The 12,432-nt window shown below is 71.8% G+C and carries 13 protein-coding genes and 1 pseudogene; 6 read left to right on the top strand and 8 right to left on the bottom strand.

What is annotated here, in order from left to right; genetic code table 11:
• Positions 1 to 118: 118 nt before the first annotated feature.
• Positions 119 to 721 (top strand): methyltransferase domain-containing protein, encoded by a 603-nt coding sequence (locus tag AB0J04_RS35625; RefSeq protein WP_363172766.1) that lies wholly within the window; start codon positions 119 to 121, stop codon positions 719 to 721.
• Positions 722 to 851: 130 nt separating this feature from the next.
• Here the strand turns inward: AB0J04_RS35625 and AB0J04_RS35620 are convergent, their stop codons facing one another.
• Positions 852 to 1,574, bottom strand: a complete 723-nt coding sequence (locus AB0J04_RS35620) for a hypothetical protein (RefSeq protein ID WP_363172750.1) — start codon at positions 1,572 to 1,574, stop codon at positions 852 to 854.
• 4 nt (positions 1,575 to 1,578) lie between these two features.
• Here AB0J04_RS35620 and AB0J04_RS35615 point away from each other — a divergent pair, with 4 nt between their 5' ends.
• A complete protein-coding gene (locus tag AB0J04_RS35615) occupies positions 1,579 to 2,013 on the top strand; it encodes a hypothetical protein (RefSeq protein ID WP_363172749.1) in 435 nt (144 codons plus the stop codon).
• A gap of 57 nt (positions 2,014 to 2,070) precedes the next feature.
• Here AB0J04_RS35615 and kstD read toward each other — a convergent pair whose 3' ends face one another.
• A complete protein-coding gene (gene kstD / locus AB0J04_RS35610) occupies positions 2,071 to 3,852 on the bottom strand; it encodes a 3-oxosteroid 1-dehydrogenase (RefSeq protein WP_363172748.1) in 1,782 nt (593 codons plus the stop codon).
• 147 nt (positions 3,853 to 3,999) lie between these two features.
• On the opposite strand from kstD, the gene AB0J04_RS35605 reads away from it, so the two are divergent.
• The gene (locus AB0J04_RS35605; protein WP_363172747.1) at positions 4,000 to 4,518 is read left to right on the top strand and encodes a GNAT family protein; all 519 of its coding nucleotides are present in this window, start codon (positions 4,000 to 4,002) and stop codon (positions 4,516 to 4,518) included.
• 8 nt (positions 4,519 to 4,526) lie between these two features.
• Positions 4,527 to 4,688 (top strand): annotated as a pseudogene (locus tag AB0J04_RS35600) (IS701 family transposase); the annotation flags it as partial.
• A gap of 126 nt (positions 4,689 to 4,814) precedes the next feature.
• On the opposite strand, the gene AB0J04_RS35595 reads toward AB0J04_RS35600, so the two are convergent.
• The 5 genes from AB0J04_RS35595 to AB0J04_RS35575 form a co-directional block, all read right to left on the bottom strand.
• Positions 4,815 to 5,156, bottom strand: coding sequence for a hypothetical protein (locus AB0J04_RS35595; RefSeq protein WP_363172746.1), 342 nt, complete (start codon positions 5,154 to 5,156; stop codon positions 4,815 to 4,817).
• A 42-nt stretch (positions 5,157 to 5,198) separates the two neighbouring features.
• Positions 5,199 to 5,603 (bottom strand): hypothetical protein, encoded by a 405-nt coding sequence (locus tag AB0J04_RS35590; protein WP_363172745.1) that lies wholly within the window; start codon positions 5,601 to 5,603, stop codon positions 5,199 to 5,201.
• Positions 5,603 to 6,007, bottom strand: a complete 405-nt coding sequence (locus AB0J04_RS35585) for a hypothetical protein (protein WP_363172744.1) — start codon at positions 6,005 to 6,007, stop codon at positions 5,603 to 5,605. The genes AB0J04_RS35590 and AB0J04_RS35585 overlap by 1 nt, the downstream gene beginning before the upstream one ends.
• Positions 6,008 to 6,204: 197 nt before the next feature.
• Positions 6,205 to 8,136, bottom strand: coding sequence for an AMP-dependent synthetase/ligase (locus AB0J04_RS35580; RefSeq protein ID WP_363172743.1), 1,932 nt, complete (start codon positions 8,134 to 8,136; stop codon positions 6,205 to 6,207).
• Positions 8,137 to 8,347: 211 nt separating this feature from the next.
• Complete coding sequence (locus tag AB0J04_RS35575; RefSeq protein WP_363172765.1) at positions 8,348 to 9,634, bottom strand: acetyl-CoA C-acetyltransferase; 1,287 nt, start codon at positions 9,632 to 9,634, stop codon at positions 8,348 to 8,350.
• 161 nt (positions 9,635 to 9,795) lie between these two features.
• On the opposite strand from AB0J04_RS35575, the gene AB0J04_RS35570 reads away from it, so the two are divergent.
• Complete coding sequence (locus AB0J04_RS35570) at positions 9,796 to 11,127, top strand: 3-oxoacyl-ACP reductase (RefSeq protein WP_363172742.1); 1,332 nt, start codon at positions 9,796 to 9,798, stop codon at positions 11,125 to 11,127.
• Positions 11,127 to 12,023, top strand: a complete 897-nt coding sequence (locus tag AB0J04_RS35565) for a MaoC/PaaZ C-terminal domain-containing protein (RefSeq protein ID WP_363172741.1) — start codon at positions 11,127 to 11,129, stop codon at positions 12,021 to 12,023. The genes AB0J04_RS35570 and AB0J04_RS35565 overlap by 1 nt, the downstream gene beginning before the upstream one ends.
• On the opposite strand, the gene AB0J04_RS35560 is transcribed toward AB0J04_RS35565, so the two are convergent.
• Positions 11,999 to 12,432, bottom strand: a 434-nt coding sequence (locus tag AB0J04_RS35560) for a hypothetical protein (RefSeq protein WP_363172740.1), incomplete at its 5' end; no start/stop codon positions are given. The genes AB0J04_RS35565 and AB0J04_RS35560 overlap by 25 nt on opposite strands.

Below are 12,432 nucleotides of genomic sequence, written 5' to 3'. Positions count from 1 at the left end.
GTCCACCCCGACCACCCCGACCACCCCGACCACCCCGACCACTCCGACCACTCCGACCACTCCGACCGCTCCGACCACTCCGGACTTCGTCACCGCCACCCGCACCTTCTACGACGCCATCGCCGACGACTACGCCGACCTCTTCCGCGACGAGGCCGCGGGTCAGCCGCTGGAACGGGCCGTGATGCGGGCGTACTCCGAACTCGTCGGCGCCGGTGGCCGGGTGATCGATCTCGGGTGCGGGCCCGGTCGGGTCACCGGATACCTCGCCGCCCTGGGACTGTCCGTGTCGGGGCTCGACCTCTCGAAGTCGATGCTGGCGATCGCGCGGCGCGAGAACCCGGGGATCCGGTTCGAGCAGGGCTCGATGCTGAAGCTGGACGGTCATGCGGACGGCTCCCTCGACGGGGTCGTCTGCTGGTACTCCTCCATCCACACCCCTGTGGGCGAACTCCCCGGCCTCTTCGCCGAGTTCCTCCGGGTCCTCGCCCCCGGCGGCCATCTCCTCATGGGCTTCCAGGTCGGCGACGTGCCGCGCCGCCACGACCGCCCCTGGGGTCACCCGGTCGCCCTCGACTTCGAACGGCGCCGTCCGGAGCGGATGATCGAGCTGTTGACGGCGGCCGGTTTCGCCGAGCAGTCCCGCACGGTACGGGAGGCGAACACCGAGCGCGGGGAGACGACCCCGCACGCCTTCCTGATCCTGCGCAAGCCGCTGTAGCGCCGCACAAGCTCTAGGTCAGGGCGCGGCCGTCGGACCCAACGGGGGGTTTTCCACAAGCAACTTGGCGACAACATTGCGACGCCGGTTTGGGCCTGGATCCCAATCGAACCCGGGTACGATCGGCGCCTCAGGGCTGCCGGATGCGTTCGGCAGCCCTCTCCCGGAAGCTGGAAGGACGCGAAACAGTGCAGTCTCCGCTGCCCCGCCGGTCGAAGGGACCGTCGGCGATCGCCGCGGCGTCGGCTGCCGTCGCCCCACCCGACCGCACAGGCGCCGAGGACGATTCAGCGTCCTCCCCGGAGTCCGGGGCCGCAGCGCCGCCGATGTCCGCGGCGGCGGCCACGTTCGCAGCGGGGGCCGCCTCCACTCCGCCGGCCGGGACGACCACCCCCCGGTCCCAGGCGGCGCCTCGGATCTCGGCCGACGCCCGGACCGCGACCGCGCCTCCAGCCCCGTCCCCTTCCCCTTCCCCGTCCCCGTCCTCGGATCGGCGACGGTTGTCGCGGCCGGTGCTGCTGGCGGGGGCCGCTGTGCTCGTGGCCGCCCTGATCGGTGGCGCGGTCTTCGTGGGGATCGACGACGGTGACGGTGACTCTCGGTCGGCGACCTCGATGCCGGGCGGCGGCCTACCGGACAACGCGCGGGGCGCCGGGTCGGACGCGAGCGCGCCGAGCGGATCCGGCTCGGCCTCGGCGTCGACCGCACCGTCCGCGTCGCCGTCGCCCGGCGCCACGAGCGCGTCGCCGAAGGCGTCGGCCACAGGGTCCGCCGAGAACGCCGGTGCCGGCGCGCCCACACAGGCCGGGCCGTCCACCGGCCAGGACGCCGACACCGGCTCAGACGCAGGCACCGATATGGCCGCCGCCGGGGCGGGCGGCAGCGACGGCGGCCCCTCCTGCACCTCGGCCGCGGGTTCCGGCCCGCTCACCGACTACTCGGCGTGCGTGTCCTCCGGAACCGTCACCTTCAAGGTGACCTTCCACTCGTCAAAGCCCTTCTACCACGTGTTCATCGACACCGACGGCAACACCAGGACCGGCTACCAGCTGCCCTACCCCTCCCCCTCGGCCCTCGGCGCGGACTACATGATCGAGAACGGCGGCCTCTTCCGGAGCCGGTCGACGGACTGGAGCTGGACCGAGACCTCGACCCGCCCCACGCGGACGGTCAGCGGCGGCACGCAGACCTGGGTCCTGCCGCTGAGCAAGATCGGCTCGCCGACCCGTGCCCAGCGGGTGGAGTTCCACGCCGGTTCCGACTACACCGCCGTCATCACCTTCAACCCGTAGGCGCAATCGACCCGTAGCCGCGGTGAACCCGCCGGCGCGGTCAACCCGTCGGCGCGGTCAACCCGTCGGCGCGGCCGCGAGATCGAGGGCCGCGATGTACCCGAAGGTCATCGCGGGCCCGATCGTCGAACCGGCGCCCGCGTAGCTGTGGCCCATGACGGCCGCGCTGGCGTTCCCGGCGGCGTACAGCCCGGGGACGACGGAGCCGTCCGCCCGCAGGACCCGCGCGCGGGCGTCCGTGCGCAGGCCGCCCTTCGTGCCGAGGTCGCCGGGGACGATCCGGAAGGCGTGGTACGGGGGCAGCCACAGCGGTGCGAGGCAGGAGTTGGGCAGGACGGACGGGTCCGTGTAGTAGTGGTCGTAGGCGCTGTCGCCGCGCTTGAAGTCGGTGTCCTTGCCGCGCAGGGCGAGGGTGTTGAACCGGTCGACGGAGGCGCGCAGGGCGGCGGCCGGGACGCCGATGGAGGCCGCGAGGGCGTCCAGGGTCCAGGCCTTGTGGGCGGCGCCCGAGCTGTACCAGTCGGCGGGGAACGCGAAGGTCGGGGCGACGTCCCTGAAGAGGTACCGGTTGCGGTAGTTCTGGTCGACGACCAGCCAGGCCGGGATGTCCGGGGCGGTCGGATTCCGGTCGTACATCGTGTGGACGACGTCACTGTAGGGGGCGGCCTCGTTGACGAAGCGGGCGCCGGCCTGGTTGACCAACAGGCCGCCGGGGAGGGTGCGTTCGGCGAGGCAGAAGTAGGGCTCGCCGGGGAGCGGGATCGCCGGCCCCCACCAGGCGTCGTCCATCAACGCGAGGGCCCCGCCGACCCGTTGACCGGCCCGGATGCCGTCCCCGGTGTTCTCCTTCGCCCCGACCGTCCACTCGGTCCCGATCGGCTGGCGCTGGTACTGGGCCCGCATCGCCGCGTTGTGCTCGAACCCTCCCGACCCGACGACGACGCCCCGCCGCGCCCGCACCAGCCCCGGCACACCGCCGCGCGTGACGACGGCCCCCGTGACCACTCCCCCCTCCACCAACAGGTCGGTGAGCGGGGTGTCCAGCCACACCGGCACCTGGGCGGCGAGCAGTCCGGCGCGCAGGCCCGCGGCCAGTGACTGCCCCATGGTGAGCGGCTGCTGCCCGAGCAGGGCCGCCTTGGTCCCCCGCGCGAGGCACTCCGTGGCGACGGCGGCCCCCTTGAGGCTGACGGCGGCCAGCGCGAGCCACTTGTAGTCGGCGCTGAACACGACCATGCCGGCCGGGACTTCCAGGTACGGCGGGTTGAGACGGGCGAGTTCGGCGCCGAGGAGGTTGCCGTCGAGCTGATCGGGCTCGACGGACCGCCCGCCCGGCAGGCCACCCGGCAACTCCGGGTAGTAGTCGCTGTACCCCTCCATCCAGCGGAACCGCAGCGGACTGTTGGCCATGACGAAGGAGAGCATGGCGGGCCCGTGCGCGAGGAACGCGGCCTGCCGCTCGGCGGGCACGTCCGCCCCGACGACGGCGGCGAGATAGGCGGCCGCCTTGGCGGGCGTGTCCGGCACCCCGGCGGCGAGGATGACGGAGTTGTTCGGAATCCAGATCCCGGCCCCCGACCGGGCGGCGGACCCCCCGAACGTCGGAGCCTTCTCGACGACGACACACGTCAACTGCCGCTTGGCGGCCGTCAACGCGGCGGTCATCCCGGCGGCCCCTGACCCGATGACGACGACGTCATAGGTACCGAGAAGCGGCAGATCGGCCGCCCGGGCCCCTCGACCGGCGACCGCAAGCCCGGCGCCGGCGGTGGCCGCCCCGAGCACGGCCCTACGGGAGGGCAGTCCGACATGTCTCGCAGGGTCCGCGCTCGTGTTCATGGCCCACTCCAGCCCACAGGGAACGAATGGATGAATGAATGAATGACGGGTGCGGAGCCCGAAATGTCCCGCGAGGGTCTTGCAAAGTCAATGGCCGTGCAACGGCGACGTAAGACGGCCTCGAGGGAATACGGCTGGCGTGGTCGGGTGATCGACGACACCGTGCGACTGCGCCCCGTCCGCGAGGACGACCTGGCGATGCTGGAACAGTTCATGGTCGACCCCGAGGCCGCCGGGCCGTTCTCGTGGTTCGGCTGGACGGACCCCGGGCGCTTCAGGCGCCGCTGGACTGAGAACGGCCTGCTCTCCGCTGACGGCGGCCAGTTGATGGTGACGACCGACACGGACACGCTCGGCTTCGTGGCCTGGCGCAAGGTCGTCACCGTGCCCCACTCCTACTACTGGAACATAGGCATCCAACTGCTGCCGCAGGCCCAGGGACGCGGGGTCGGCACCCAGGCCCAACGCCTCCTGGCCCGCTACCTGTTCGCGCACACGCCCGCCGCGCGGATCGAGGCGCACACCGATGTGGAGAACATCGCCGAGCAACGCGCCCTGGAGAAGGTCGGTTTCACCCGCGAGGGCGTCCTGCGCAGCGTCGTCTTCCGGGACGGGCGCTGGCGCGACAGCCTGTCCTACAGCATGCTGCGGGACGACGCGCCCTAGGGGGCTTGCGGATCGAGCACGACTACCGCGAGCTCAAGCACGGCCTCGGGCTGGACCACTTCGAGGGCCGCACCTGGCACGGCCGGCACCACCACGTCACCCTCGTCACCGCCGCCGAGGCCTTCCTGACCCTCCGGCGGCTCGACCCAAAAGCCCGGATGCCGGCCTGACCCTCCACCAGGTCCTCGACGCCCTCCAGGACCTGCTGAGGTGCTGGACCGGCACCTGCACCACCTGCGGACGGCGCCTGCCCAGCCCTCGGAGCAGCCACAGACAGCCCAGAACCTAACGAAGCACTACCGGCAGGCCCACAGGCCACAGGGGCAGCCGAGGAAAGCCACAACTCCGTCATCCGTCAGGAAGTGGTCCGGGCGGTCCTCGAAGTCCGACACGCCCAGACCGTCATGGCCGCGCCAGATCAGCTCGGCCGACTCCCGCTCCTGTTCCTCGAACTGGTTCTCCAGTTCCGGGCGCCACAGTTCGCGGGTCGCCCAGGCCGTCAGCGCGCGCAGGTCGGTGCCGTCGACCCGGATGCCCCAGACGGCGGCGGTCGGGTGGTCGTCCCGGGGCAGTGGAGGAACTCGATGCCGTTCATGCCGTTCACCTGCGGCATGCTTCCCGGCCCGAGCCCCTCCCACGACCCCGTTACTGCACGAAACGGCGGAACGGCACCCGCGGAATCAGGCTGTCCCGCAGGTCCAGTAACCCCACCAACCCCACTCACGGGAGAGGGAATCACCTCCGCCCGCCTGGATGCACACACCCGTGCCCTCGGCGTAGCTCCTGTTCTCGTCCTTCGTGCTGCCGGCCTTGCCGGAGTTCCAGATGGTGAAGTCGTAGCCGCCGTACGACTGGAACGGCGCGACGTCCACCTTGAGCACCGCGGACATGTAGTCGGCGCAGGTGTCCGTCAGGTAGAAGTGCTCGCCGACGTCGTCGAACCTGCCCACCGAACCGGACGTGCACGAGTCGACCGAGCTCTGCCCGTACGACGTCACGCTCGTGCCCGCCGAAGCCGGCGACCCCGCGATCGCGATCAGCGCCACTGCGGCGACCGTGATCCCCGCGGCCCGGAACACTCTCATCAGGCCGTCCCGCAGGTCCAGTAACCCCAGTTGGCCCACTCACCGGAGCTGAATTCGCCCATACCCGCCTGGATGCAGACACCCGTGCCCTCGGCGTAGTTCTTGTTGACGTCCTTCGTGCTGCCGGCCTTGCCGGAGTTCCAGATGGAGAAGTCGTAGCCGCCGTTCGACTGGAACGGCGCGACGTCCACCTTGAGCACCGCGGACATGTGGTCCGCGCACGTGTCCGTGAGGCGGAACCAGTCGCCGTCGTGGTCGAACACTCCCTTGGAGCTGGTGTCGCAGGTGGTTTTCGTGGACCCGCCGTACGACGTCACACTCGTGCCCGCCGAAGCCGGCGACCCCGCGATCGCGATCAGCGCCACTGCGGCGACCGTGATCCCCCCGATGCGGAACTTGTTCATGAAACCCCCTGGTCGTGGTCTGCCCGGGCCCTTCGGCCCGGTGTGATCACGCTAGGCGGCGCTGTCCCCCTGGGACCACGGTGCACGGTGACCACTTTCGTTCCCCCGGGTGTGCACGATGCCCAGTCACCACCAGCGCGCGGATGAACCGCTTTCCTCATCGTCGTCGATCCGTTACGACGCAGGAAAGCACAGGTTCACCTCTCGTACAGCCCCTCCACCTGTTCCGCGAAGTCCTGCATGATCGCCTCGCGGCGGAGTTTCATCGACGGGGTGAGGTGGCCGGAGTACTCCGTGAAATCCGTCGGGAGGATGGCGAAGCGGCGGATGGACTCCGGGCGGGAGACGAGCTTGTTGGACTCGTCGATCGCGCGTTGGAGGACGCCGTTCAGGTCCGCGTCGTCGATCAGGAGTTCCACCGGGACCGGGTGCTTGCCGTTCATCTGGCGCCAGTGGGTGAGGCCGTCGGGGTCGAGGGTGAGGAGGGCGGAGACGTAGGGGCGGCCGTCGCCGAGGACCATCGCCTGGGAGATCAGGGGGTGCGAGCGCAGCCAGTTCTCCAGGGGTGCGGGGGCCACGCTCTTGCCGCCCGCGGTGATGATCATTTCCTTCTTGCGGCCCGTGATGGTCAGGAAGCCTTCGTCGTCCAGTTCGCCCAGGTCGCCTGTGGCCAGCCAGCCGTCGGGGGCCGCCGGGACCACTCCCCCGGCCGCCGGGTCCCAGTAGCCGCGCAGGACGTGTTCGCCGGCGATGAGGATCTCGCCGTCCGCCGCTATGCGGATCTTCGTGCCGGGCAGGGGCCAACCCACCGTTCCCAGCCGGGGTTTCATCGGGGGCGTGACCGTCGATGCGCCGGTCGTCTCGGTCAGGCCGTAGCCCTCGTAGATCTCGATTCCCGCGCCCAGGTAGAAGGAGGAGAGGCGGCGGCCCAGGGGGGAGCCTCCGCAGATCGCGTGACGGACCCTGCCGCCCATGGCGTTGCGGATGCGGCGGTAGACGAGTGGGTCGTAGAAGGTGCGGGCCGCGCGGAGGGTGGCCGCGGGGCCGTTGCCGTCGCCGGTCTTCTGGGCCTCCACCGCCTCGCCGTAGCGGCGGGCCACGCCGACCGCGCGGTCGAAGGAGGACAGCCGGCCGCCCGACTCCGCCCGTGCGCGGGCCGTGTTGAAGACCTTCTCCAGCATGTAGGGGATGGCCAGCAGACAGGTGGGTCTGAAGGCCGCCAGGTCGGGGAGGAGTTCGTCGGCCTTCAGGCTCGGGGCGTGGCCCAGGCGGACGCGGGCGCGGACGCAGGCGATGGCGACCATCCGGCCGAAGACATGGGACATGGGGAGGAAGAGGAGGACGGAGAGCTCGTCGTCGTTCTTCGACTTGAAGACGGGGTAGAGGAGTTCGATCGCGTTGTCGACCTCGGCGAAGAAATTGCCGTGGGTGAGCGCGCAGCCCTTGGGGCGGCCGGTGGTGCCGGAGGTGTAGACGAGGGTGGCGAGCGTGTCGGGGACGAGCATTCCGCGCCGGATCTCCACCTCGGCGTCCGGGACGTGCTCGCCCGCCTCGATCAGCCGGTCCACATGGCCCTTCTCCATGACCCACAGGTGGTGGAGGTCGGGCAGCCGGTCGAGTTCGGGGCCGAGGGCCGCGGCCTGGCCGGCCGTCTCGGTGACGAGGGCGACCGCGCCGGAGTCGTGCAGGATCCAGCGGGTCTGGAAGACGGAGGAGGTGGGGTAGATGGGGACGGTCACCAGCCCGGCCGCCCAGGCCGCGAAGTCGAGCAGCGTCCACTCGTACCTGGTGCGGGCCATGACGGCGATCCGGTCGCCGGGGGCGAGGCCCTCCGCGATCAGCCCCTTCGCCACCGCGTGGACCTCGGCCGCGAAACGTTCCGCCGTGATGTCCGTCCACTCGCCTTCCTGCCCCTTGCGGCTGACCACCACCGCTTCGGGGGCGGCGGCCGCGTTGTCGTAGGGCAGGTCGGCGAGCGAGCCGTACGTCACCGTGCGCGCGAGCGCCGGGACGGACGCCTCCCGTACGGCGCCGTCGAGTCGTCGCGTCTCGGGTGCGACGAGGGCGGGGGGAGCGTCGAAGTCGGCGAAGGCCGACCCTGCGGCTGAAGCTGAAGACGGGGTGGACACGGGCGGCTCCCTGGGCGTGCAGCTACGAAACTGCTTGCTGCATTTACGTACGTGCTTCGCGCACCGACGCGTTCAACCGGTGTGCCCCTTATGCAAAGGGTTACCGCCGGTTAGGTAGGGGATCGTACGGCGCTCACGTGGGGAGCCTGTGCGTGTTCCGGGATGTTTCGGGGCTAGGGCTGTGCAATCTCGGGGGTTATATGAGGATCCTTCACGTTCGTTCCAGAATCGCGGTGACGCCCTGTCCGCCCGCCGCGCAGATCGAGATCAATCCCCTTGCGGGACCGTCCTGTTCGGCGAGCAGCTTGGCGAGCGTCGCGACGATGCGGGCACCGGTCGCGGCGAACGGGTGGCCGGTCGCGAGGGAGGAGCCGGCGACGTTCAGCCGGCCCCGGTCCACCGGCCCGAGACCCTGCTTCTCCCAGGCCGCGAGCGTGGCCAGCACCTGGGAGGCGAACGCCTCGTGGACCTCGACGAGGTCGAAGTCGGCCAGCGTCAGACCGGTCCGCTCCAGCATGCGCGGGACGGCGTAGGCGGGGGCCATCAGCAACCCGTCCTCGCCGCCGGCCACATCGCCGCGCACGAAGTCCACGGCCGCCGTCTCGTACGCGGTCAGGTAGGCGAGCGGCTCCAGGCCCCGCCCCTCGGCCCACTCCTCGGAGGCGAGGAGCACGACGGCCGCGCCGTCCGTGAGCGGGGTCGAGTTGCCCGCCGTCATGGTCGGGTCGGGGCCGTCGACTCCGAACACCGGCTTCAGGCGGGCCAGTTGTTCGGGTGTCGAGTCCGGGCGCAGGTTCTGGTCGCGGGCCAGGTCACGGAACGGGACGACCAGGTCGCTGAAGAAGCCTCGTTCGTAGGCGGCGGCGAGCCGCTGGTGGCTGGTGGCCGCCAACTCGTCCTGGGCCTCGCGTTCGACGCCCCAGGCGCGGGCGGTGACCGCCGCGTGCTCGCCCATGGACAGGCCGGTGCGCGGCTCGGCGTTGCGCGGGATCTCGGGGATCAGGTGGGCGGGGCGGATCTGGGCGAGGGCCTTGAGGCGGGCGCCGGTGGACTTCGCCCGGCGGGCCTGGAGCAGGATGCGGCGCAGCCGGTCGTTGACGCCGAGCGGGGCGTCGCTGGCGGTGTCGGCGCCGCCCGCGATCGCGGACTCGGTCTGGCCGAGGGCGATCTTGTTGGCGGCGGCGATCACGGCCTGGAGGCCGGTGCCGCAGGCCTGCTGGATGTCGTAGGCGGGGGTGCGGGCGTCCAGCTTCGAGCCGAGGAGGGTCTCGCGGGCCAGGTTGAAGTCCCGGCTGTGCTTGAGGACGGCGCCGGCGACGAACTCGCCCACCACGCCCGGGACATCGAGGGCGTAACGGTTCACCAGCCCGTTCACGGCGGCCGTCAGCATCTCCTGGTTGGAGGCGGTGGCGTAGGGGCCGTCGGAGCGGGCGAAGGGGATGCGCGTGCCGCCGACGATGGCGACGCGGCGGGCCCTCGGGGGCTCGACGGGGGTCAGCGGCGTCGACGGCGATCCCACCAGTCTCAGCCGCGACGGCTCCGACGACTTCGACGGTTCCTGGGCACTCATCTCGACCTGCTCCTCACCCTTGACCTAGACTTACCCACGGTAACCTTACTCCGGAGTAAGCAAGTGTGCCGAGCCCGTGGGAGACGAACATGGCCGACCGCTATCTGAGCTTCACCGCCACCGCACCCGGCCGCTTCCTCACTCGGCGGCTCGGCCTTCCGCAGCCGGCGGCGCTCAGGCGCTGGTCACCCGAACACCCGTCCCTCACAGGCAGTTTGCTCCACCTTACGGCCGGGACGAGCGCCCTTGATCTCGCACCGGTCCTGGCCCGCACCGGCCTGCCCCTCGACGACTCCTCCGACCCCGCGGCGGTCGTCCTGGACGCGACCGGCGTCCGGGACGTCGACGGGCTCGCCGAGGTGCACGCGGCCCTGCACCCGGTCGTCCGGTCGGTCGCGGCGAGCGGGCGCGTCGTGGTCCTCGGCTCACCCCTGGACGCCGGCGCGGCAACCGACGACGGCCACCACCGGGACCACCACCGGGCGGCCGTGCAGCAGGCCCTGGAGGGGTTCGTGCGCTCGCTCGGCAAGGAGATCGGGCGGGGCAGGACCGTGAACCTGGTCCGGCTGACCGACGCGTCCGCCGCCGAGTCCACCCTGCGCTTCCTCCTCTCCCCCAGGTCGGCGTACGTCAGCGGCCAGGTGATCGGGGTGGGGGCCCAGGGGTCTGCGGGATCCGTCGACCGGGCGCTGCCCCTCGCCGGCCGCACCGCGCTCGTCACCGGCGGCGCCCGGGGGATCGGCGAGGCGGTCGCGGAGACCCTCGCCCGGGACGGCGCCCATGTCGTCGTGCTCGACATACCGCAGGCGCAGGCGGACGCCCGCCGGGTCGCCGAGCGGCTGGGCGGCACCGCGCTCGCCCTCGACATCACCGCCGCCGACGCGGGCGAGCGGATCGCCGCCGAACTCCCCGACGGACTCGACGTGTTGATCCACAACGCCGGGATCACCCGGGACCGGCGACTGGTCAACATGCCCGCCGAGCGCTGGAGTCCGGTGCTCGACGTCAACCTCGCGAGCGTGCTGCGCACCACGGACGCGCTGCTCGCCAAGGGGGCCCTGCGGACCGGCGGCCGGATCGTGGCCACCGCCTCCATCGCCGGGCTCGCGGGCAACGCGGGGCAGACCAACTACGGCGCGAGCAAGGCGGGGATCGCCGGGCTCGTCCGCGCCCTCGCGCCGCGCGCGCTCGCCGAGCACGGGGTCACGGTGAACGCGGTCGCGCCGGGCTTCATCGAGACGAAGATGACGGCCGCGGTCCCGCTGTTCATCCGCGAGGCGGGCCGCCGGATGAACTCCCTCGCGCAAGGAGGGCTGCCCGTGGACGTCGCCGAGACGACCGCCTGGCTCGCCCATCCGGCGTCCGGCGCGGTGAACGGGCAGGTCGTGCGGGTGTGCGGCCAGAGCCTGCTGGGGGCGTGATGACCTCGCTGCGGAGCACGCCGTCGCTGGGGCCGCTGCTCGCGCGGGGCGCGCTGCTCTCGCCGTTCAAGAGACCCCGCCCGGGAGCCGCGTTCGCCGGGGAGCGGCTGGTCGTGCCCGACCTGCGCGTCGACGTCGACCGGCTGTCCTGTTACGAGCGGGTGTGCGGGTTCGCCACCGGCGGCGACGGCCTGCCGATCACCTACCCCCACGTCCTGGGCTTCCCACTGGCCATGCGCATCATGAGCGGCCGGGACTTCCCGCTGCCGCTGCTGGGTCTCGTCCACACGTCGATCGACATCACCCGCCACGGCGCGACGGCGGCCACCGGCGTGTACGAACTCTCCGTGCACGTGGCCGGGTTGGCGCCGCATCGACGCGGGACGGAGGCGGTCGTCGTCACGGAACTGCGGGAAGCGGGAGACGGCGGCGAGGCAGTCGTGTGGGAGTCGACGAGCACGTATCTGGCCCGGCATCGCGCCGAGCCCGCTCCTGCGGCTGAACCACAGCCGCCTCAAGAGCCCCTGCCCGTCCTGGACGAGTGGCGGCTCGCCGCCGATGTCGGACGGCGCTACGGAGCCGTGTCCGGCGACCGCAACCCCATCCATCTGCACCCGCTCACCGCCCGCCTCTTCGGCTTCCCCCGGGCCATCGCGCACGGCATGTGGACCGTCGCCCGCTGCCTCGCCGCCCACGGCGCCCCGCCGGCCGTCCACGCCCACGCCGACTTCCGGGCCCCGGTCCTGCTGCCGGGGACGGTGGCGTTCGCGTCGGACGGCGAGCGGTTCGAGCTGCGCGGGACCGGGGAGACGGACCGGGTCCACGTGAGCGGACGCACGGCCCCGCTCACGAGCGCCGGGGGCCCTCCTGCTCAGGAGCCGTCGTCGTCCTCGTAGGGGTCGGTCTTCCGGGCGAACCCGGCGTAGGGGGACGCATCCAGGCGGTCCTCTTCCTCCTGGCTCGGCATGGGCCAGGTCCGCGGCCAGGGGCTGGGGAACCGGCCCTCCCGTATCGCCCGGCGGGCCGCCCGCGTGTTGCGGTACTGGAGCGGGATCACCGTCAGGGGCAGTTCCTCGCCCGTCGTACGCGACCGGGCCCGGACCGGGCGTACGTAGGGGCGGCCCGGACCGTGCGCGATCCACTCGGCGAGCGAATGCTCGACGTCGCCGAACGGGTGGGCGATCACGAGCACGATGTCGTCGTGGTCCATGGCTAGTGCCGCGGCAGGCAACGTTTGCCCGTCAAGGAGCGGCGTCCGGTGCGTGCTCTCGGTGTGCCGGCCGGAAGTCCTCGTACTGGACGTAC

The organism is Streptomyces sp. NPDC050263 (assembly GCF_040655955.1).
Lineage (GTDB): Bacteria > Actinomycetota > Actinomycetes > Streptomycetales > Streptomycetaceae > Streptomyces.
The sequence above is the reverse complement of the archived record's forward strand: the minus strand, read 5'-3'. Positions and strand labels throughout refer to the sequence as shown.